Source organism: Sphingomonas sp. Sph1(2015), assembly GCF_001970915.1.
GTDB classification, from domain to species: domain Bacteria; phylum Pseudomonadota; class Alphaproteobacteria; order Sphingomonadales; family Sphingomonadaceae; genus Sphingomonas; species Sphingomonas parapaucimobilis.
This window is the reverse complement of sequence record NZ_MQUI01000056.1, coordinates 1-20,994: the sequence shown is the minus strand read 5'-3', so window position 1 is coordinate 20,994 and position 20,994 is coordinate 1. Positions and strand designations below refer to the sequence as shown.

Annotated in this window: 20 protein-coding genes, 1 tRNA gene, 1 pseudogene and 2 riboswitches; of the genes and pseudogenes, 6 read left to right on the top strand and 16 right to left on the bottom strand. The window is 68.8% G+C overall.

From position 1 onward, the window contains the following. Positions 1-22 precede the first annotated feature (22 nt). Genes cobF through cbiE form a run of 6 tightly spaced genes read right to left on the bottom strand, consistent with a single transcriptional unit; the run spans position 23 to position 5,129 of the window. Entirely contained in the window at positions 23-787 is a 765-nt protein-coding gene (gene cobF, locus BSZ14_RS16580; RefSeq protein ID WP_076711771.1) for a precorrin-6A synthase (deacetylating), read from the bottom strand. Then, positions 784-1,515, bottom strand: coding sequence for a uroporphyrinogen-III C-methyltransferase (gene cobA, locus BSZ14_RS16575; RefSeq protein ID WP_241823803.1), 732 nt, complete (start codon positions 1,513-1,515; stop codon positions 784-786). Before cobA ends, cobF begins: the two co-directional genes overlap by 4 nt. Further along, positions 1,515-2,822 carry a cobyrinate a,c-diamide synthase gene (locus BSZ14_RS16570; protein WP_076711770.1) on the bottom strand — a complete coding sequence of 436 codons (1,308 nt, stop codon included), beginning with the start codon at positions 2,820-2,822 and terminating at the stop codon, positions 1,515-1,517. Before BSZ14_RS16570 ends, cobA begins: the two co-directional genes overlap by 1 nt. Continuing rightward, positions 2,819-3,583, bottom strand: a complete 765-nt coding sequence (cobM, locus tag BSZ14_RS16565; protein ID WP_076711769.1) for a precorrin-4 C(11)-methyltransferase — start codon at positions 3,581-3,583, stop codon at positions 2,819-2,821. Before cobM ends, BSZ14_RS16570 begins: the two co-directional genes overlap by 4 nt. Continuing rightward, entirely contained in the window at positions 3,580-3,936 is a 357-nt protein-coding gene (locus BSZ14_RS16560; protein WP_076711775.1) for a cobalamin biosynthesis protein, read from the bottom strand. The genes cobM and BSZ14_RS16560 overlap by 4 nt, the downstream gene beginning before the upstream one ends. Continuing rightward, on the bottom strand, positions 3,930-5,129 hold the full coding sequence (cbiE, locus tag BSZ14_RS16555; RefSeq protein ID WP_076711768.1) for a precorrin-6y C5,15-methyltransferase (decarboxylating) subunit CbiE: 1,200 nt from the start codon (positions 5,127-5,129) through the stop codon (positions 3,930-3,932). Before cbiE ends, BSZ14_RS16560 begins: the two co-directional genes overlap by 7 nt. Here cbiE and BSZ14_RS16550 point away from each other — a divergent pair. Further along, positions 5,128-5,871 carry a cobalt-precorrin-6A reductase gene (locus tag BSZ14_RS16550; RefSeq protein ID WP_076711767.1) on the top strand — a complete coding sequence of 248 codons (744 nt, stop codon included), beginning with the start codon at positions 5,128-5,130 and terminating at the stop codon, positions 5,869-5,871. The genes cbiE and BSZ14_RS16550 overlap by 2 nt on opposite strands. Here the strand turns inward: BSZ14_RS16550 and cobJ are convergent. The 7 genes from cobJ to BSZ14_RS16515 form a co-directional block, all read right to left on the bottom strand. Then, on the bottom strand, positions 5,847-6,596 hold the full coding sequence (gene cobJ / locus BSZ14_RS16545) for a precorrin-3B C(17)-methyltransferase (protein WP_076711766.1): 750 nt from the start codon (positions 6,594-6,596) through the stop codon (positions 5,847-5,849). The two genes, BSZ14_RS16550 and cobJ, sit on opposite strands and share 25 nt — an antisense overlap. Further along, on the bottom strand, positions 6,593-7,318 hold the full coding sequence (locus BSZ14_RS16540) for a precorrin-2 C(20)-methyltransferase (protein ID WP_076711765.1): 726 nt from the start codon (positions 7,316-7,318) through the stop codon (positions 6,593-6,595). The genes cobJ and BSZ14_RS16540 overlap by 4 nt, the downstream gene beginning before the upstream one ends. Then, on the bottom strand, positions 7,315-7,944 hold the full coding sequence (locus BSZ14_RS16535; RefSeq protein WP_076711764.1) for a precorrin-8X methylmutase: 630 nt from the start codon (positions 7,942-7,944) through the stop codon (positions 7,315-7,317). The genes BSZ14_RS16540 and BSZ14_RS16535 overlap by 4 nt, the downstream gene beginning before the upstream one ends. After that, positions 7,944-9,065 (bottom strand): cobalamin biosynthesis protein CobG, encoded by a 1,122-nt coding sequence (locus tag BSZ14_RS16530; RefSeq protein ID WP_076711763.1) that lies wholly within the window; start codon positions 9,063-9,065, stop codon positions 7,944-7,946. Before BSZ14_RS16530 ends, BSZ14_RS16535 begins: the two co-directional genes overlap by 1 nt. After that, positions 9,062-12,442: a cobaltochelatase subunit CobN gene (cobN, locus tag BSZ14_RS16525; protein ID WP_076711762.1), complete on the bottom strand. Its 3,381-nt coding sequence runs from the start codon at positions 12,440-12,442 to the stop codon at positions 9,062-9,064. Before cobN ends, BSZ14_RS16530 begins: the two co-directional genes overlap by 4 nt. Positions 12,443-12,447: 5 nt before the next feature. Then, positions 12,448-13,485: a cobalamin biosynthesis protein CobW gene (gene cobW / locus BSZ14_RS16520; RefSeq protein ID WP_076711761.1), complete on the bottom strand. Its 1,038-nt coding sequence runs from the start codon at positions 13,483-13,485 to the stop codon at positions 12,448-12,450. 178 nt (positions 13,486-13,663) lie between these two features. Next, a riboswitch (cobalamin riboswitch) is annotated at positions 13,664-13,863 on the bottom strand. Positions 13,864-13,885: 22 nt separating this feature from the next. After that, positions 13,886-14,941, bottom strand: coding sequence for a HoxN/HupN/NixA family nickel/cobalt transporter (locus BSZ14_RS16515; RefSeq protein WP_076711760.1), 1,056 nt, complete (start codon positions 14,939-14,941; stop codon positions 13,886-13,888). Positions 14,942-15,113: 172 nt separating this feature from the next. Then, a riboswitch (cobalamin riboswitch) is annotated at positions 15,114-15,315 on the bottom strand. A 117-nt stretch (positions 15,316-15,432) separates the two neighbouring features. Between BSZ14_RS16515 and BSZ14_RS16510 the strand changes: the two genes are divergently transcribed. Continuing rightward, positions 15,433-15,990 (top strand): septal ring lytic transglycosylase RlpA family protein, encoded by a 558-nt coding sequence (locus BSZ14_RS16510; RefSeq protein ID WP_076711774.1) that lies wholly within the window; start codon positions 15,433-15,435, stop codon positions 15,988-15,990. A 275-nt stretch (positions 15,991-16,265) separates the two neighbouring features. On the opposite strand, the gene BSZ14_RS19440 is transcribed toward BSZ14_RS16510, so the two are convergent. Both BSZ14_RS19440 and BSZ14_RS16505 read right to left on the bottom strand, forming a co-directional pair. Further along, on the bottom strand, positions 16,266-16,817 hold the full coding sequence (locus tag BSZ14_RS19440) for a hypothetical protein (RefSeq protein WP_139330500.1): 552 nt from the start codon (positions 16,815-16,817) through the stop codon (positions 16,266-16,268). Between the two features lie 211 nt (positions 16,818-17,028). Beyond that, positions 17,029-17,105: transfer RNA gene (locus BSZ14_RS16505), tRNA-Pro, on the bottom strand. 225 nt (positions 17,106-17,330) lie between these two features. On the opposite strand from BSZ14_RS16505, the gene yajC reads away from it, so the two are divergent. The 4 genes from yajC to BSZ14_RS16485 are packed head-to-tail and all read left to right on the top strand — an operon-like array spanning position 17,331 to position 20,649. After that, positions 17,331-17,648, top strand: a complete 318-nt coding sequence (yajC, locus tag BSZ14_RS16500) for a preprotein translocase subunit YajC (RefSeq protein WP_076711773.1) — start codon at positions 17,331-17,333, stop codon at positions 17,646-17,648. A gap of 4 nt (positions 17,649-17,652) precedes the next feature. After that, positions 17,653-19,257, top strand: coding sequence for a protein translocase subunit SecD (secD, locus tag BSZ14_RS16495; RefSeq protein ID WP_076711759.1), 1,605 nt, complete (start codon positions 17,653-17,655; stop codon positions 19,255-19,257). Between the two features lie 16 nt (positions 19,258-19,273). Further along, entirely contained in the window at positions 19,274-20,254 is a 981-nt protein-coding gene (gene secF, locus BSZ14_RS16490) for a protein translocase subunit SecF (protein ID WP_076711758.1), read from the top strand. A gap of 8 nt (positions 20,255-20,262) precedes the next feature. Beyond that, positions 20,263-20,649, top strand: a complete 387-nt coding sequence (locus tag BSZ14_RS16485) for an Mth938-like domain-containing protein (protein WP_241823802.1) — start codon at positions 20,263-20,265, stop codon at positions 20,647-20,649. 142 nt (positions 20,650-20,791) lie between these two features. Here the strand turns inward: BSZ14_RS16485 and BSZ14_RS16480 are convergent. Further along, positions 20,792-20,994: pseudogene (locus BSZ14_RS16480) on the bottom strand (glycosyltransferase); the annotation flags it as partial.

The following is a 20,994-nucleotide window of genomic DNA, read 5'->3' as shown; positions in this document are numbered from 1 at the left end:
AGGGGGGCAGTTTGGAACGCGATCACAACCCCTCCCCCGCCAGATCGCCGCCCCGGCGCAGCAGATACACGTCCATGATCCAGCCATATGTGCGCCGCAGCTCCGCCCGGCGCGCGACGATCTGCTCGGCCACATCCGCCAGCCGCCCGGCCTCGATCGCCTGCTGCGCCATGCCCAGATACGCCCCCCACCAGATGATCGCATCCGGCTGGTCCAGCGTCGCGAACGCACAACCGCCGTCGAGCATCACCGCGACGCTGTCCGCCCCCTGCGGCCAGCCGCCCTCGCGCAGACGCCGCCCGGTCGTCACCATCACCGGCGCCCCGACCGCGTTGAAGGGAATGGCGTGGGCGGCGCAGAGCAGTTGCAGGCTGGTGATCCCGGGCACCACCGTCACCCGCTCGACCGCGATCAGCCGCCGCGCGATGCGGATCGTGCTGTCGTACAGCGAGGGATCGCCCCATACGAGCAGCGCCACCCGCCCGCCCCGCGGCAGATGCGCCGCGATCTCCGCCGCCCAGCACCCGGCGATCGCATCATGCCAGCGCTCGACATTGTCGAGATAGTCTCCCTCGGCCGCGCGTTCGGGCAGATCGAATTCGACCACCCGCGTCGCTACCCCCGCCAGCACCTGCGCACAGATATCGCGGCGCAGGTCGATCAGCTCGGCCTTGTCACCTTTACGCGGCAGCAGGATCAGGTCGGCGGCGCGCATCGCCGTCTCCGCCGCGCGGGTCAGGTGGTCGGGATTCCCCATGCCGATGCCGATCAGGTCGAGATGGATCACAGATCCTCCATCAGCGGGCCGTAGAGGATCAGCGCCGCCTTGTCCGATACGGACGCCGCCAGTTGCGCCGCCAGCGCACCGATCGTTGCGCGGGTCAGCCTCTGGTCGGGGCAGCCGACATGCTCGGCCATCAGCGCGGGCGTCTCCGGCGACAGGCCATGCGCGACCAGCGCCTCGACGAGTGCGGGAAAGGTCCGCTTGGGCATGAACACGACCGTGGTCGCGCCCGCATCCGCCAGCGCCGCCATGTTGCGGTCGGCGGGCAGCGCGCCGGTGACGTCGTGGCCGGTCACGAACTGCACCCGCCGCGCCTCCGACCGCCGGGTCAGCGGGAGGCCCGCCGCCGCCGCCGCCGCGCTCGCCGTGCTGACGCCGGGCACGATTTCGAAGGGAATGGCGGCGGCCTTCAGCGCGATGATCTCTTCCTCCAGCCGCCCGAAGATACCCGGATCGCCGGACTTCAGCCGGACGACCCGCTTGCCGCCCAGCGCATGATCGACCAGCAGCCGGTCGATCTCGCCCTGCTTGGGCGAGGCGCGGCCCGCGCGCTTGCCGACCGCGATCAATTCGGCATCGCTCCGGCAATGGCTCAGCATCGGCCCGGCGGCGAGATCATCGAACAGGACGACATCGGCCTGCCCCAGACAGCGCACCGCCTTCAGCGTCAGCAGTTCCGGATCGCCCGGTCCTGCACCGATCAGATGGACGAAACCCCTCACCACCCCCATCACCACCAGCGCGCCACCAGATGGAAGAAGGTGCCGGTCACGGCCCCGCGCCGCGATCCCGTCTCGGGCACCGCCTCGCCCTGCGCATCGACGACATGCGCCAGCGGCGCATCGGGTTGTTCCAGCACGGTCGAATAATGAAACTCATGCCCGCCCAGCACCGCGCCCTCGGGCATCCCCGCTACCTCGCCGAGCAGGGTCGCGCGGCGATAGCCCAGGTGCATCTTGCGCTTGGCATAGCTGGTGACGAGGCCGAGCAGCCCGGCCATGCGGTGGCTGACGCCCTGGGCGTCGATCAGCGCCTCGCCCAGCGCCATGTAACCACCGCACTCGCCGTGAATGGGTTTGGTCTGGGCGTGATTTGCAAGGCCAGCCCGGAACCGTTCCGCCGCCGCCAGCCGCCCGGCATGAAGCTCGGGATAGCCGCCGGGAAGCCATACCAGATCGGCGGAAGGATCGGGGGCTTCGTCCGCCAGCGGGGAAAAGGGCAGGATTTCCGCGCCGCCCGCGTGCCAGCCCTCCAGCATGTGCGGATAGACGAAGGAAAAGGCCGCATCCTGCGCCAGCGCGATCCGCTGCGCGGGCGGTGGCGGAAGCGTACCGGTCGTGGGTGGGGCAGGCTTCGCATAGGCCGCCGCACGGATCGCCTCGAGATCGACATGTGCCGCCAGGAACGCCGCATAGTCGCCGATCAGCCGATCGAGTTCGGGATGTTCCACGGCCTGCACCAGCCCCAGATGCCGTTCGGGCAGGACCAGATCGCCGCGCCGGGGCAGCGCACCGAAGACCGGCAGGCCGATCTCCTCGAACCCCAGTTTCGCCAGACGCTCATGGCGTGGGCTGGCCACGCGGTTCAGGATCACGCCCGCCACGCGCAATTCGGGATCATAGCGTGCAAAGCCCAGCGCGGTCGCCGCCGCCGACTGCGCCTGTCCCGACACGTCGATGACCAGTATGACGGGCCAGCCCATGCGCCGGGCCGTCTCCGCGCTGCTGCCCATGCCGGTCGCGCCGGGTTTCGCCACGCCGTCGAACAGGCCCATCGAACCTTCCGCCAGCACCAGCTCGGCATCCGCGCCCCGCTGCCCCAGCGTGTCGAGCAGCGTGGCGGGCATCGCCCAGCCGTCCAGGTTGAACGACGCCCGCCCGCTCGCCGCGCGGTGAAAGGCGGGGTCGATATAGTCGGGGCCGCTCTTGAACGGCTGTACGCGCAACCCGGCGTCGCGGAACGCGCGCAGCAGGCCCAGCATCACCGTGGTCTTGCCGGTCCCCGATGCGGGCGCGGCGATCATCAGGCCCGGTGTCATACCAGGCTGTTTCCGGGGCGATAGCGGCGGTCATAGCCCTCCGCATATAAACGACTCTCGGCGAAATCGCTCTGGTCGAGGACGCGACCGACCAGGATCAGCGCGGTGCGCTCCGGGCCATCGGCGGCGGCCTGTTCGATGGTGGCCAGCGTCGCGCGGACGATCCGCTGCTCAGGCCAGCTCGCGCGCCAGACGATCGCGACCGGACAGTCCGCGCCGTAATGCGGGGTCAGGTCGGCGACGACCTTGGCCAGATTGTGGATCGACAGATGGATGGCCAGCGTCGCGCCGGTCGCGGCGAAGGCGGACAGCGACTCGCCCTCGGGCATGGCGCTGGCGCGGCCGGGGGTGCGGGTCAGAATCACCGATTGCGCGATGCCGGGCAGCGTCAGCTCGCTCTCCAGCACCGCCGCCGCCGCCGCGAAGGACGGCACGCCCGGCGTCACCGAGACGGGGATGCCCATGTCCCGCAAGCGCCGCACCTGCTCGCCCATCGCCGACCAGACCGACAGGTCGCCGGAGTGGAGCCGGGCGACGTCCTGCCCCCTGGCGTGGGCGTCCGCGATCTCGGCCATGATCTCATCGAGCGTCATCGGCGCGGTGTTCACGATTTTCGCGCCGGGCGGACAATGGGCCAGCACCGCCTCGGGCACCAAAGATCCGGCAAAGAGGCACACCGGACAGGCGGCGATCAGGTCACGGCCCCGCAGGGTCAGCAAGTCGGGGGCACCGGGTCCGGCGCCGATGAAATGGACGGTCATGATTCGGGTCCCTGGGCGATGGCACAAGTCGCCATGCGGTCGGAGGAGATGGTGCGGGTGACGACGATCCGCGCCCCCGGCCCGGCGGCGACGAGCGCGACGGCTTCGGCGACGCTGCCGACGCCGCACGCGGCCAGACTGACGGTCGAGCGGGTAGGAGTATCGATACCTTGCAACGCGTCGGCGGCGATGGGGTGGACGGCCAGCCCCTTGGCCTCGGCGAAGGACGCGATCGCCCCTGCCCGGTCAGCCGGTACGGCCAGTGCATCGGGGCGCGTGCCGGTCGCGGCCAAGGCATTGCGGAAGGACTCGGGGGTCGCCCCCGCCCGGCATCCGAACCCGGCGATCACCATGCGACCCGCCATTGCACGATGGGATAGCTCGCCTTCCACCCCCGCTTGGTGCCGAGCGGTCGTGCGCGGGCCAGTTCGATGCGCAGCAACTCGCCGCCATGACGGGCATGGCATTCGGCCAGCAACGCCTCGGTCTCCAGCGTGACGGCGTGGGCGACGAGGCGACAGCGGGGCAGCATCCGCAGCGCCTCGACCAGCGGCCGCGACAGGCCCCCGCCGACGAACACCGCATCGGGGTGCGGACGCTCGGCCAGTTCGGCCACCGCATCGCCCTCGACCAGTTCCAGCCGGGTCAGCCCCAGCCGCCCGGCATTGTCGGCGGCGCGGGCCAGGCGTGCGGGGTCACGCTCGAAGCCGATGGCACGGGTGGTCGGGTCGCTCAGCAGCCATTCGATCGCGACCGATCCCGATCCCGTGCCGATGTCCCACAGCAACTCGCCCGGTCGCGGGGCGAGCGCGGAAAGCGCGAGCGCGCGGACGGGGCGCTTCGTGATCTGTCCGTCATGCGCGAACCAGTCATCGTCCAGGCCATTGGCGCAGGGCAGGACGCGGCCCGCTCCGGCAGGCTCGATCGCCACCGCGACCGGATGGGCGATGTCGGTCCAATCGAGCGCGTCCGCCGTGCTCGCCCGCACCCGCTCGCGCGGACCGCCCAACGCCTCCAGCACGGTCAGCGCGCTGTCGCCGAACCCCTGCTCGGTCAGCCACGCTGCCATCCCCGTCACCGAAGCGCCGTCGCGCATCAGCGCCAATATCCGCTGCCCCGGTGCCAGATGCGGGCGCAGCGTCTCGACCGGGCGGGCGTGCAGTCCGATGCTCTGGATCGTCTCGACCGGCCAGCCCAGCCGCGCCGCCGCCAGCGACAGGGTGGACGGCGCCGGATAGGCGACCCACTCGCCCGACTCCAGATGGCGCGTGACGACCGACCCCGCCCCGAACCAGAAGGGATCGCCCGAGGCGAGCATGACCACCCGCTCACCCCGCCGTTCGAGCAGCATCGGCACGCCATCGGCAAAGGGCACGGGCCAGGTGATCCGCTCCGCCCGCCCCTGCCCGGCCAACAGCGACAGGTGACGGGGCGCGCCCATGACGCTATCGGCGGCCAGGATCGCGGCGCGCGCGGGGGCGGTCAGGCCGTCCCAGCCATCCTCGCCGATCCCGACGATCGTCAGCCACGCCTGGGAGTCAGCCATGCGCCACATCCTTCTGCTCGGCGGCACGACCGAGGCGAGCGCCCTGGCCACCGCACTGGCCGCGCGTGGCGAGCGGGCGGTGCTGAGCTATGCGGGCCGCACCGAAGCCCCCCGCGCGCAGGCCATCCCGACACGCATCGGCGGGTTCGGCGGTGTCGAGGGGCTGGCCGACCATATGCGCAGCGAGGGCGTGACGCATCTGGTCGACGCGACCCATCCCTTCGCCGCGCGGATCAGCGCCAATGCCATCGCGGCGGCGAAAATGGAGGGCGTGCCAATCCTCGCCCTGACCCGACCCGAATGGGTGGACGGCCCCGGTGATCGCTGGATTCGCGTGACGGATACCGAACAGGCGGTGGCCGCGCTCGGCGCCGATCCGGCGCGCATCTTCCTGGCGCTCGGTCGCCAGACCATCGGCGACTTCGCCAGCGCGCCGCAGCATTTCTACCTGTTGCGCTTTGTCGATGCTGCCGAGCCGACCTTGCCGCACCATCATCTGGTGGTGGATCGCGGTCCCTTCACGCTGGCGGGCGAATTGGCGCTGCTGCGGGACCATCGGATCCAGATGCTGGTCGCCAAGAATGCAGGTGGCTCCGGCGCACGGGCAAAGCTCGACGCGGCACGGGAACTGGCCCTGCCGGTCGTGATGATCGACCGCCCCTTCATCCCGCCCCGCCCGCAGGTGGGGAACGTCGCGGCCGTGCTGGACTGGCTGGATCACGGCGTCGTCCGGGGGGTGTAGAGGATCGGCTGGCCCGCATGGGGGATCATGCGCGTACGGCTGGACCCGATGATGACGACGGTGCGCATGTCAGCCATCTCGCCGCGCGCTTGCGGAAGCGGCACGATGCGCAACTGCTCCTCGGGCGTCGAGACGGCGCGGGCGAACAGCACCGGGCGGTCGTCGCCGCACACCTGCCGCAACAGCGCAAAGGCCGCATCCAGCGCATCGGGCCGCGCCTTGGACCGGGGATTGTAGAGCGCGATGGCGAAGTCCGCCTCCGCCGCCAGCGCCAGCCGTCGCTCGATCAGCGCCTGGGGCTTGAGATTGTCCGACAGGTTGATCGCGCAGAAATCATGCCCCAGCGGCGCGCCCGCCCGTGCGCTCGCCGCCAGCATCGCGGTGATGCCGGGCAGGACGCGGATGTCGAGGTCGTACCAGCGCTCGGGGTCTTCTTCGACCCGCTCGAAGATCGCCGCCGCCATCGCGAACACCCCCGGATCGCCAGAGGATACGACGACCACGCGCTGCCCAGCTTCGGCCATCTCCAGCGCGTGCAGCGCGCGGTCGCGCTCGACCCGGTTGTCGCTGGCATGGCGGGTCAGGCCGGGCCGCTCGGGCACGCGCGCGACGTACGGGATATAGCCAACGACATCGGTCGCTTGCGTCAGCGCCGCCGACACCTCGGGTGTCACCATCGCCTCCGCGCCCGGCCCCAGCCCTGCCACGATCAGCCAGCCGCTCATGGCCGCCGCCCCTGCCCATGGATCAGCGCGATCGAGAAATAGGGGGCGGGTGCGTCCTCCACCTGCGTCAGCGGGCGCACCCGCTCCCCCGCCTGGGCGGCATGTTCGACCAGCCACGCCTGATCCGTCCGTCCCGCCGCCGCAATCGCGCGGCGCAGCTTGGGCAGATGGCGGCCGATCTTCATGACGACCAGCGCGTCGGTCTGGGCGATGCGGCGGGTCAGTTCCGGCTCCGGCAGAGTCGCCATCGCGACGGTCAGCACATCGTCGCCCCAGGTGATCGGCGCGCCGCTGGCCGTCCAGGCGCCCGACATGCCGGTGATACCCGGCACGACCGCGACCGGAGCATGATCCTTCAACCGGCTGTGCAGGTGCATGAACGATCCGTAGAAGAACGGATCGCCCTCGCACAGCACCACGACATCCTCCCCAGCCTGCACCAGCGACAGGATATGCGCGGTGCACGCCGCATAGAAGGCGGACAGGCATTCATTATAGCGCGGGTCGGTGAACAGGATCTCGGTCGTGACCGGATAGTCCATCGGATATTCCACGACATCATCGCGCAGCATCCCCTCGACGATGGTGCGCGCATGGCCGCGCCGCCCGGCCTTGCGGAAATACGCGACGTGCCGCGCCCCGCGCACGAGCCGGTCGGCGCGCACGCTCATGAGGTCCGCCGCGCCCGGACCCAGCCCGACGCCGTGAACGGTCCCCGTCATTCGGCGCGGCTCGCCAGTGCGTTGATCGCCGCGACGGTGATCGCGCTGCCGCCGGGACGCCCCTTCACGATGGCGGAAGGAACGGGCTGCGCCTCCCACAGCGCGTCCTTCGACTCCATCGCGCCGACGAAGCCGACGGGACAGCCGATGATCGCGGCCGGGCGCGGGCAGTCGGGGTCTTCGAGCATGGTCAGCAGGTGGAAGAGCGCGGTCGGCGCATTGCCGATCGCGACCAGCGCCCCCGCCAGATGCGGCCGCCACAGCTCCAGCGCGGCGGCCGAACGGGTCGTGCCCATCTCCTTCGCCAGCACGGGCACGGCGGGATCGCGCAACGTACAGATCACCGGATTGTCGGCGGGCAGACGCGCGCGCGTGACGCCTTCGCTGACCATATGCGCATCGCACAGGATCGCGGCACCGTTCGCCAGCGCCTGCCGGCCTGCGACCGCAAAGCCGGGCGAGAAATGGATTGACGGTGCGAGTTCGACCAGCCCGGCGGCATGGATCATGCGCACCGCGACCGGCTCTTCCTCCTTATCGAAGCGGGCCAGTTCCGCCTCGGCGCGGATGATGGCGAAGGACTGGCGATAGATCGCCGCGCCATCGGTTTCGTACGTGTAGGGCATCAACAGGCTCCGAGAAGCGCGACCGCCCGCTCGGGCGTCAATCCGGTGTGAAGGGGCGTGGCCCCGGCGCGGGCGTTGCAGGCCAGATCGAAAGCCCCCTCCCGCCCGGTCAGCACCCAGTCCGCCGCCCGTGCCCGTGCGCAGCCCTTCGCGCAACCCGAGACGTGCAGATGACCGTCGATCAGCGGCGCGAGACGGGTGGCGAGATCGCGGGTCTCGACGCTCGCCTGCGGACAGGCGGGCGCGCCGACACAGGCATCGACATGCAGGATCGGGCTGTCGGCCAGCAGCATCCCGGCGACCGGGGCCGGTGCGATAGACTCTGCGATGAGCAACCGCCACGGGGTCAGGCGGACCGCGCAACCATGGCGGCGGACGAACGCCGCCAGCGATTCGGCATCGATCCGGCCGAAGGGCAGACCATAGGCCGCGCCGACCGGATGCCCGCCGGGCTGCATCGGCGCGCCCGATGCAGGTACGGCGTCGCCTTCGGCCCATTCGGGCAGGGTCGCCTTGTGACGCACCATCCGCCCGGCAATGCGACCATCGCTATCGGCGAACCAGTGCGCCAGCCGGATCAGGGCGTCGACGGCATTCGAGCGGGTGACGGTCACACCGCCCGCCCGCCCATCGGCGCGCGCCATAAGCTCACCCGTGGTGGCCCGCTCGATACGGAAATCCCCGGGTGCGTCGGCCAGCATCGGCGCAGCCCCCGCATCGACCACGAAACCGACCTTGCCCGGCAGCTCGGGCAGTTCGGCCAGCCGCGCCCGCAATTCGCTGGCGATGGCATGGGTATCGTCGCCCTCACGCCAATCCGGGCTGACGAGGATCGCGCCCCGCCCCTCCGTCACCGGATCGGGATCGACCAGCCCCAGCCCCTGCAATTCTTCCAGCAGCGCGGGCCAACCCGCCTCGGTCACGCCGCGCAGTTGCAAATTCGCGCGCGCGGTCAGGTCGATCTGGCCATTGCCGTGCCGCAGGGCGGCCTCGCACAGCCCCTCCACCTGTGCCGCCGTCAGACGCGCCAGCGGCGGGCGGACGCGGACCAGCCACCCGTCGCCCGCCATCATCGGCCGGAACGCATCGGGACACCAGCCCTTGACGACAAAGCCGCTCATGCCGCGCCGTCCAGCATAGCGAGCACGGAATTGCGCCGCGTCCGCCACAGCCCGGCCTTATGAAGGGCCGCGAACCGCGCCTCCATCGCCGCCAGCGCCGCCGGGTTCGCCTGCGCCATGAAGTCGCGCACCGCGTCCCGAGCCAGCGTCGCATCCCAATACAGGTCGATCAACGCGGCGGGCACCGCGTCCGCCAGATGCGCGAAGCTGCCCAGATGGTCGAGCGTCGCGGCGATCTCCGCCGCACCGCGAAAGCCATGCGCCATCATGCCAGCCACCCAGCGCGGGTTGGCGGCGCGGGCATGGACGGTGCGGGCGATCTCCTCGGCCAGCGTCCGCGCCTTGGGGCTGGCCGGATCGCGTGTGTCGAGATGATAGAGCGCCGCCGCTCCTTCCCCCAACGCCGCCCGCGCCGCCGCGAAACCCGCCTGATGCGCGGCATAGTCGGCGGCGAGCAGCAGATCGCTTTCGGGCAGGTCGTGGAGGTGGACAAAGGCCTGCGCCCCCGCCACCCGCGCGGCGATCCCGTCCGCATCGCGCCGGTCGCCATCGTCGAGCGCCGTGGCGGAGGCGGCGAGCCAGCTCTGCCCCGCCTCGATCCGCGCCGCCTCGTCATAGCCCGCATTGGGGTCCAGCCCGATGCCGTAGCGACCCGGCGCGGGGCCATAGACGCGCGGAGCCGCCTGCCCGACATAGGGGTTCCACGCCGCCGCTTCGTCGCGTGCCCCAAGCGCGCGCACCGCCTGCCCGAACAGCGCGACCAGATGCGGAAAGGCATCGCGGAACAGCCCCGACACGCGCAGCGTCACATCGACGCGCGGCCGGTCGAAGCGCATCAGCGGCATCACCTCGAACCCCGTCACCCGTTCGGAGCGATGGTCCCACACCGGCTCGACCCCGATCAGGTGCAGCGCCATGGCGAATTCCTCGCCCGCCGTGCGCATCGTCGCCGAGCCCCAGAGATCGACGATCAGAGTGCGAAGGTAATCACCCTCCTCCTGCATGTGGCGGCGGAGCAGTTCCTCGGCGAGCTTCACGCCCTGCGCTTGCGCGGCCCGGCTCGGCACCGCGCGCGGGTCGATGGCGTAGAGGTTGCGCCCCGTGGGCAGCACATCGGCACGGCCGCGATAGGGCGACCCCGAAGGCCCCGCCGGAACGCGCTTCCCGGCCAGACCCGCGAGCAGCCCGGCCCGCTCCGCCGCGCCCTGTTCACCGCGCCCGAAGATATGGAGGCCTTCGCCGAACTGGCTGTCCTTCACATCGCACACGAATGCGTCGATCCGGGTGAGCGGATCCTCCGCCCCCGCCAGCCCCAAGGTCTCGCCAAGGCCGACGCTGTCCGCCTCCTCGGCGATGCTGGCGCGCAGCCGGTCGCGCCGGGCGGGGTCGAGGCCATCGGCATTGGCATATTCGTCGAGCAGCGCCTCCAGCCGCCCCAGCCCCGCGCCGGTCTGCGCCTGCACCAGCGCCGGAGGGACATGGCCGATCGTCACCGCGCCGATGCGTCTTTTGGCCTGTGCCGCCTCGCCCGGATCGTTGACGATGAAGGGATAGAGGACCGGCCAGTCGCGGGTCAGCGCCTCGGGCCAACAGGCGTCGGACAGCGCGACCGCCTTGCCGGGCAGCCACTCCAGCGTGCCATGCGCGCCGACATGGACCAGCGCGTCGATCCCCTGCGCGCGGAGCCAGAGATAGAAGGCGACATAGGAATGGCGCGGGCAGCGCGAGAGGTCGTGATACTCCTCGGCCCGCCCGTCCCGCCGCCCGCGTTCGGGCTGGAGCGCGACGATCGCCTTGCCGAGCGTCAGCGCAGGGAAATGGAACGCGTCACCCTCGACCAGCGGGTCGTCCTCGACCGCGCCCCAGCTTTCCAGCAGGTCGGCGCGCAAGGGTTCTGGCAAGGTGGCGAGCGCCTCGCCATAGGCCGCGACGGGCCAAGTCACGCGATTCTCAAGCAGCGTCTGGGGCAAGTCGGACGGACACGCCACATCATAACCGGCCTCGCCCAGATCGCCGAGGATCGCCGCCGTCGAGGCGAAGCCGTCCAGCCCGACCGCATGCGCCGCCTGCCAGTTCTTGCCCGGATAGGTGGACAGCAGGATCGCCAGCCGCCGCTCGGCCACCGGGGTCGCCGCCAGCCTTGCCCAGCCTGCCACCTTGTCCGCCACCGCCGCGATGCGGGCGGGTTCGGCGCGGTGCAGGCGCAGGGCGATGTCGAAATCGGGATCGCGTGTCCCCGGTTGCTTGAAGCTGACCACGCCCGCGAACAGGCGGCCGTCGATCTCGGGCAGGACGACATGCATGGCCAAGTCGGCGGGCGACAGGCCGCGCGCCGACCCCGCCCAGCCCTCGCGATCGCTGGTGGCGAGCGCGACCTGAAACACCGGCACGCCCGCGCCGTCGAGCGGGGTGGTGTCGTCCTCCCCGCGTGCGGAGAAGGCGGTGGCGTTGACGATCGCGGCGGGGGCGAGGGCCGCGACCCAGCGCGCAATCCACGGGCCTGCACCCTCGGCTTTCAGCGAGGGGACGAACAGGGCGATGGGGTCGAAGCCGCGTTCGCTCAGCGCGGCGTGGAGGGCGGCGATCGGCTCCAGGTCGGCGGCGGCGAGATAGGCGCGGTAGAAGGTTATCAGGATGCGGGGGCGGGTTGCGATCAACAGGGCGGCGGCGGGGCACGACGGACCCGCCGGGGACCAGCCTCCGACGAGTGCCACTTGGGGAGAGGGCCCTCCCCCATCCCAGTTGTGGGTGAACAATGCCCCGCATTGTTCAGGCCATGCCGGGGGCATGGCCGACCCACAACTCGCCTGCGGGAGGGGCGTGCTTGTGGTAAGCGCTGGCTTGAAAAGCCCCTCTCCCGGCAGGGGGAGGGGTTGGGGAGGGGCAAGAGCCACAGACGGCAACGCCGCGATTTCGCCCAAAGCCATCGCCACCGCATCGGCCCCACCCGCGTCGCACAGCGCCCCCAACCGCCGCACCACCGCCTCGTCGACGGTGGACGCCGCCATCAACCGACGATCCTCGCGCCCGTCCGCCGCCAGTACGACAAGCGCGATTCCCCGCTCGCGCGCCAGCCGCTCGACCTCGCGCAGACCGTATTCCCAGTACCCCGCCCCGCCGATCAGCCGGATCAGGATCGCCTTTGCGTGAACCAGGGTCTGCTCGACATAGGTGTCGACCGACAGCGGGTGGACCAACGCCGCCAGATTGGCGAGCCGCAGCGACCAGGGGAATCCCCCCGCCCGCCAGCCCGCCGCAAAGGCGCTCAGGTCGCTGTCGGAGAAGGACAGCACGACCACGTCACCGGGGCGCTGCCCCAGATCCTGCGGAACCGCCTGTTCCTCCAGCCCATGGCTCTCGCGAAAGACGAGATGCACTGGTCTTAGCCCTTCAGTACGGCCTCGATCGCAGGCCGGTCGATCCGGTCATGCTCGGCAATGACGACCAGCTGGGTGCCGCGCGGCTCGCCCGCGCCCCAGGGACGGTCGTAGCTAGTGCGCACCCGGCGACCGACCGCCTGGACGAGCAGCCGCATCGGCTTGCCCGCGACGGCGGCATAACCCTTCACGCGCAGGATATCCTGCTGCTCGGCCAGCGTCACGATCCGGGCGGCGATCGTCTCGGGGCTGTCCACCTCGCCCAGCATCACCGAGATGCTGTCGAAATCGTCATGCTCGTGATCGTCCGCGCCGTCATGGTGCGAGGGGCGCGCGGCGATGTCGTCCTCGGCGGCGGCCTCCAGACCCAGCACGATCTCGGCCGAGACGATGCCGTCGACCGCCTCGACCATGGGGAGCGGGCGCGGGGCCTCGGTGGCGATGATGGCGCGCGCCTTGGCGACGCCTTCCGGCCCGGCGAGGTCCGCCTTGGTCAGCAGGACGATATCGGCGCAGGCCAGCTGGTCCTCGAACACCTCCGACAGTGGCGTTTCATGGTCGAGGCTGGGATCGGCGGCGCGCTGGGCCTCGACCGCGTCGAGATCGGGGGCGAAGCGACCCGCCGCGACGGCCTCCGCATCGGCCAGCGCCACCACGCCGTCGACGGTGATGCGCGAGCGGATGGCGGGCCAGTCGAACGCCTTCAGCAGCGGCTTGGGCAGCGCGAGCCCCGACGTCTCGATCAGGATGTGATCGGGGCGCGGCTCCATCGCCAGCAGCTTTTCGACCGTGGGGATGAAGTCGTCGGCGACCGTGCAGCAGATGCAGCCATTGGCCAGCTCGACGATATTCTCCGCCGGGCAGTCGGGGATGGCGCAGGATTGCAGGATATCGCCATCGACGCCCAGCGTGCCGAACTCATTGACGACCACCGCCAGGCGACGCCCCCCGGCGTTGCGGATCAGGTGGCTGATGAGCGTGGTCTTGCCCGCGCCCAGAAAGCCGGTGACGATGGTGACGGGGACCTTGGACAGGTCACGCATGATATTTCTCCAACGCGCCGGACGAGCGAAAGCGAGACGGGGCGGATCGCCGGAGCGGTGACGGACGGGCGCGAAGTTGCGTCCGCCCCGCTGATCGGCGACCGATGCGGCCCCGGCCGCATGGCTTCGTCGCTCCCCGACGGAGAACCGTGCCCCGACCACCCCCTGGGTCCAGGCAAGAGCGACCATGACGCCGGCAGGTCTCCTGGCTCACGGGTCAAAGCAAAGGGATGCGCCTTCCCGGATCACTCCAGTGGCCGTGCCCTCATGGGAGCACCAGCATCGCTCGCTCGCCGCTTACAGTTGCAGGGACAGCCGGGGATTTGCACCCCATTCCCGTTTGAAGCCCTTGCGGGCACCGGCGCGATCTTCGGGCGCTTTCGCCCCCGATATGCGGCATTTATCCCGCCGCGCCGGGCTTTGCAATTCGCGCCTCCATCGCGGCGAACCCGCGCCAGCGATAGAGGAGGAAACTCGCGCCCCAGCAGACCACGAACAACCCGACAATGGCAAAGCCCAGCACGTTGAAATGCTCGGACAGCGCCGCCGCATAACGGAACGGCCCCGCCGTCCAGCCGAACCGCTCGGCCAGCAACGCGGTCGCCTGGATACCGCCGATCACCAGCGCGACCAGCGCGGAGACCAAGGTGATCGTCATGTTGTAGTAGAGCTTGCGCAGCGGGTGCATGAACGCCCATTCATAGGCACCCAGCATCACCAGCCCATCGGCGGTGTCGATCAGCGCCATGCCGACCGCGAACAGGACGGGGAACACCAGGATCGTCGCCAGCGACACGCCGTCCGCCGCGTGCGACCCCGACAGCCCCAATATCGCGACCTCGGTCGCGGTGTCGAAGCCCAGCCCGAACAGGAAGCCCAGCGGCGCCATGTGCCAGCTGCGCCGGATCAGCCGGAACAGCGGCCGGAACAGGCGGGACAAAGGTCCCTGCCCCGAAAACAGCATATCCGCATCCGCCTCGGCCATCGGCTCGCCGCGCGCGACGCGGCGGAAGCGGGTCCAGACATCGCGCAGGATGATCAGGTTCATGATCGCGATGGCGAACAGGAAGCTGGCCGAGACGATGGTGGCGATCGTCCCGCCGCTCTGCCCGAACGCCTCGAAGTCGGACAGGGTGCTCGCCGCCAGCGCGACCGTGGTCGCCGCGATCAGCACGATGGCGGAATGGCCGATCGCGAACCACAGGCCGACCGCGATGGGCCGCTGGCCGTCCTGCATCAGCTTGCGGGTCACATTGTCGATCGCGGCGATGTGATCGGCATCGACCGCATGGCGCAGGCCCAGGCTATAGGCGAGCAAAGCCGTCCCCAGCATCAGGCTGTTGCCCGCAAAGACGCTCAGCGCCCAGCCCCAGACGGCGATATTGATGACGACCAGCGCCCCCATCAGCAATGTAACACGGCGTTTCAGCGAGGGTCGGATAGGAACTTCGGACATGGGCGGATCACGCTTAAGAGCGCCGTTGCGACTCAGGCCGACCTTCCGCTGTCGCGGTCGTCCCCAGGCTCGAGCGGGCGCACGCCGGGCTGGGTCTCCGATTCGGGTCGGCCATATGGCGTCGCTCGCATGATACAATATATCCTGGCCATGACCATCCCCTGGATCGCGGCAAGAGCGACTCGCATCGGCAGGTCTCCTGGCTTGCGGGTCGAAGCGTCGGCAATGCGGCCTTCCCGGATCGCTCCAGTGGCTGTTCCCTGTTGCAGGAACCGGCATCACGCGCTCACCGCTTACAGTTGCAGGGACAGCTATGGATTTGCACCATATTCCCGTTTGAAGCCCCAAGGGGCACCGATGCGATAGCCCGGCGGCGTGGCTGAAAGCCCCTGCCGGTCGATACGGGGATAGTCTGCGCCGGACGGAGGCGCAAACGGCTTTATCCCGCCGCGCGGCACGCCTAATCGAGGCGCATGGTGGTTTGGAAAGCGATGCGCCGATGGGCTCCGGCGGCGGCGGCCCTGCTCGCGGCCTGTTCGGGTGGCAGTTACCGGCCGGTCAGCGATTATCCCGTACGGATCGGCAAGCCCTATACGGTGCGCGGCGTCACCTATGTTCCGGCCGAGGACACCACCTATGACATGCTGGGCTATGCCAGCTGGTATGGCAACGAATCGGGCAAGCGCACCGCGAACGGCGAACGCTTCCGCCCCGGCTGGGCGACGGCGGCGCACACCACCCTGCCCCTGCCCAGCTATGTCGAGGTGACGGCGCTCGATACCGGTCGGCGGATCATCGTGCGGGTCAACGATCGCGGGCCGTTCGCCGGCTCGTCGCGGATCATCGACCTGTCGCGCGGTGCCGCCGAGCAGCTCGGCCTGCGCGCGGTCGGCAAGGCGGCGGTGCGGGTACGGGTTGTCGAGCCGGACGAAAAGGACCGCGAACGCCTGCGCCACGGCAAGGCCGCGCGCCCCCTGCCGCCGGTATCGGATGCGGTACGGGCGAATCTGTTATCGCAAATTGCGGCCGCGGGGATGGTGGTGCGGTAGAGTGTCGGTTTCCGCCCACTTGCGGACATTGCTGTCATCGGAGCGAACTAGGCCGGATCGCCATTCATTTGTTTCCTCCCCTGGAAGGGGAGGTGGCAGGCCGCAGGCCTGACGGAGGGGTATCCCGGTCTGAGAGGTCGGTTAAACATCGCAAGCGGTGATACCCCTCCACCATGCTGCGCATGGTCCCCCTCCCCTTGCAGGGGAGGAATTGAGGGGGGACTGAATTTCGATCCGGCCTAGTGAGCCAAACCGGCGGAAGGTGACTTGATCGACTAAAATTCGCGCACGTTTCGCTGCCGAGCCTCGCGCTTACCCAACGGGATGGGCAGTAGCTGTGCGAACGAAATCATTTCATCGATTAGGTCCGAAAGCACTTCAGCGGCGGAACCAGTCTCTTGCGCGATATAGCGCACTTCCGACAGGTAATATCGATTTTCGTTGAGACGATTGTTTTGAGCGTCATAGCATTCAAAATGCACGACCTGCTCATGACCAACCTCGTGGATTCTCATCACGCCATGAACGATTAGATGTCTATCGCTTTCAATAAGACCAATTTGTCCGATCACGTTTCGGCACTGGGCGGAGTAGGCTGACAGTGGCCCCGGAGCATCAAGTATGCAACCAAGTTGTTTTAATCGCTTGCTCCATGGGTAGCTCATCTTCTTTGGAAGATGCTGATATTCTGCGCTGTAAAAAGTGCGAATTATCAGGTCCGATATCTTGAACTCAACGATCGCATAATGATGAACGAGCACCCCGCGCCAGAACACAGCTTCCTGATGAGGGTTGTCGAACGAGGGCGGGTCAAAACGTTGGTTCACCGTGCTTTCTTAACCCGACCATCTCTTCCCACACCACCATAGACGAACGATCGCTTTCCACCCAATAGCCACCATTCAGCTCGGGTCGCTTTGGTCCGCCATGAAGCCAAACCTGCCGCGCTTCACTCCACGGTGAAAGCAGAACCCGCCAGAAACGAAAAGAGCGGGCTTTCGCCCGCTCTGTCGTCGTCCACCGATGTCAGTAGATGATTGGTCGGGGCGACAGGATTCGAACCTGCGACCCCCACACCCCCAGTGTGATGCGCTACCAGGCTGCGCTACGCCCCGACCGAGCGGCGGCCTCTAGGCGGGTTTTATCCGGGATGCAAGCCTTGATGTTGCGATAGTCGCGACACCACATCCGCCTCTCCATTGCGCCTGTCCGCCTGCGATGGTAGCGGGCAGGCTATCCGACATGGGGGCTTGTCGATCGTCATCGGTCGGCACGTACCCGTGCCCATTCAGCATAGACGGGTCCGAATGTTCATTCCCTTCACCGCCCCAGTCGCCGTGATGGCAGCCGCCTCCGGCGCCGCCGCATCGAGCGGAGCCGCCTCCTTCCTCAGCCTCGCGCCGCTGCTCCTCGTCTTCGTCGTCTTCTATTTCCTGATGATCCGCCCGCAGCAGCGCCGGATGAAGACGCTGCAGGCGTCGATCGAGGCGGTCAAGAAGGGCGATCAGGTCACCACGGCGGGCGGCATCGTCGGCAAGGTGACCCGGGTCGAGGACCAGCTGGTCGAGGTCGAGATCGCACCCAATGTCCGCGTCCGCGTGGTCAAGGCGACGCTGACCGACGTGATCGACCCCACCGCCAAGCCCGCGAACGACTGACCCCATGCTGGATTTCCCCCGCTGGAAGGTCGCTTCCATCGTCGCGCTGCTGGCGGCCCTGTGCCTGTTGGCGGTCCCGAGCTTCCTGCCTGAGAGCGTCACGAACAGCTGGGGGGCGATCCCGCATCCCCGCGTGAACAAGGGCCTCGATCTGGCGGGCGGCAGCTATCTGCTGCTGGAGGCGGACACGGGCGATCTGGCCAATACCCGGCTGGAGACGATGCGCGATCAGGTCGCCGCCGAAATGCGGCGCGGCAATCCGCGTATCGACATCGGCGATATCTCGGTGCGGGGCGGCCAGCTCAGCTTTATGCTGCGCGATCCCTCGCAGGTCGATGCCGCGCGCGAGCGCCTGCTGGCGATCACCGGCGGCGGGGCGGGCATGACCGGCCAGCGCGAATGGGACATCAACGTCGTCGACACCTCGCGCTTCGTTCTGAAGCCGACCCAGGCGGGCCTGACCCAGGCGGTCGACACCGCGATGAAGACCGCGACCGAGGTCGTCCGGCGGCGTATCGACGCGCTGGGCACCAAGGAACCGACGATCCTTCAGCAGGGCAGCAACCGCATCGTGGTGCAGGTGCCCGGCCTGCAGGATCCGCAACAGCTGAAAGACCTGATCGGCAAGACCGCCAAGCTGGAATTCAAGCTGGTCGACACCACCGCCAACCCGGTCGAGGTGGCCAAGGGCAATGCGCCCGCGGGCAGCCAGGTCCTGCCCTATCCGGGCAATCCGCTGGGCGCGCCGGTGATCGCGGTCAAGCGGCCGGTCATCATCTCGGGCGACCAGCTGATCGACGCGCAGCAGACCTTCGACCAGCAGACCAACGCGCCGCAGGTGGCGATCACCTTCGACGCGCAAGGCGGCCGCAAGTTCGCGCGCATCACGCAGGAAAATACCGGCAAGCCCTTTGCCATCATCCTCGATGGTCAGGTGCTCTCGGCCCCCAACATCAACGAGCCGATCCTGGGCGGTCGCGCCTCGATCAGCGGCAACTTCACCGTCGACACGGCGAACCAGCTGGCGATCTCGCTGCGTTCGGGCAAGCTGCCGATCGACCTGAAGGTCGTCGAGGAACGCACCGTCGGCCCCGATCTAGGCGCCGATTCGATCCGCGCAGGCATCCTGGCTTCGGCGATCGCGGCGGTCGCGGTCATCATCTTCATGACCGTCACCTATGGCCGGTTCGGCATCTATGCGAACATCGCGGTCGTCATCAACGTGCTGGTCATCCTGGCCGTCATGGCGATGCTGAACGCGACGCTGACCCTGCCGGGTATCGCGGGCTTCATTCTGACCATCGGCACCGCGGTCGACGCCAACGTGCTGATCAACGAGCGTATTCGCGAAGAGCGACGACGCGGGCGCAACGTCGTCCAGGCGGTCGAGCTGGGGTATAAGGAAGCCAGCCGCACCATCTTCGAGGCGAACGTGACCCATGCGATCTCGGGCGTCATCATGCTCGTGCTCGGCTCGGGGCCTGTGAAGGGCTTCGCGGTCGTGCTGCTGATCGGCATCGTGACCAGCGTGTTCACCGCCGTTACCTTCACGCGGATGCTCGTGGCGCTGTGGTTGCGCCGCGAGAAGCCCAAGACCATCAATATTTGAGGCAGGAGAACAGATCATGCGCCTCCTGAAACTCGTCCCCGACAACACGAACATCGATTTCGTCCGCCTGCGCGGCTGGGCGTTCGGGCTAACGCTCGCGCTCACCCTGCTGGCGGTCGGCGTGACGTTCGCCAAGGGCCTCAATCTGGGCGTCGACTTCGTCGGCGGCCTGATGATCGAGGAGAAGTTCCCCACCCCGCCTTCGGCCGACCGGGTCCGCTCGGTGATCGACGGGCTGGGCGTGGGTGAAGCCAATATCCAGGCGGTCGGCGACGGCCGCACGGTCAGCATCCGCCTGCCGGTGCCCAAGTCCAATGACGAAGGCGCGACCAACGCCGTCGTCCGCAAGGTGGAAGCCGCGCTAGGCCAGCAATTTCCCGGCGCGACGTTCAGCCGTTACGACACGGTGTCGGGCAAGGTGTCGGGCGAACTGATCAAGCACGGCGTGCTGGCGGTCGTTCTGGCGATCCTGGGCATCGGCCTGTTCGCCATCTTCCGCTTCGAATGGCAGTTCGGCGTGTCGACCATCGTCGCCATCGTCCACGACCTTCTCGTCACGCTGGGCTTCTTCGCGATCACCCAGTTCGAGCTGGACCTGACGATCATCGCGGCGTTCCTGACCATCATCGGCTATTCGATCAACGACAAGATCGTCATCGACGACCGCATCCGCGAGAATATGCGCCGCTATCGCAAGATGGACATGCGCGAGATCATCAACCTGTCGGTGAACGAGACGCTGCCGCGCACGGTCATGACCTCGGTCACGATCCTGCTGGCGCTGATCGCGCTGCTGCTGCTGGGTGGCCATGTGCTGCGCGGCTTCACCGCGGCGATGATCCTGGGCATCGTGGTCGGCACCTATTCGTCGATCTACGTCTCGTCCTCGCTGCTCATCACGCTGGGCCTGCGCGCCGAGCCGAACCGTGAGAAGCCCGGCACCACCGACAAGCGCAAGGTGGCCGACGCCGAGCGCATCACCCCGCGCGAGAGCTGAGCGCCCGCGTGAGCGATTCGATCCGCATCACGCGCGATCCGACCGCGCCCGGCCCGATCGTCCGTGGCTTTGCCGCCACGGGCTTTCGGGTGGGCGAGATCGCCTATCCCGCGCTGCTCCTCTCGCCCGACTGGCACGAGCCGTGGAGCCCGCCGCCCTTCGCGGCGCTGGCTCCCGAATCGGTCGCGGCGCTGGTCGACGAAGCGCCGGAGTTTCTCTTGCTCGGCACCGGCGCAAATCTGCGCCGGGCGCCCGCCGCTTTCGTCGCGGCACTGGAGGCACGCGGGCTGGGCGTCGAGGTGATGGACAGCCGCGCCGCCGCCCGCGCCTGGGGCGTGCTGCGCAGCGAAGGCCGCAAGATCTGCGCGGCGTTGTACCCGCTCGACGACGCCTGAATCTCATTATCCTCCCCGGCACGGGGAGGTGGCAGGCCGAAGGCCTGACGGAGGGGGGCTTCCACGCAGGTCATAGCTGGCCGAAAGCCCCCTCCACCATCCTGCGGATGGTCCCCCTCCCCGTACCGGGGAGGATATTTTCCTACCGCCCCCGCGCGACCAGTTCGGCCAGATGCGAGTGCAGCGCCGCCGCATTGGCGGGCCAGGTGAAGTCCCGCACCGCCGCGCGCACCGCCCAGGGGTCCGCCGCCTGATCCAGAACATCACGGATCGCGGCGGCGAACTCGCCCGGATCGGCCTGGGCGATCCGCCCCGCCACCCGGCTCGTCACGACATCCCCCGCCC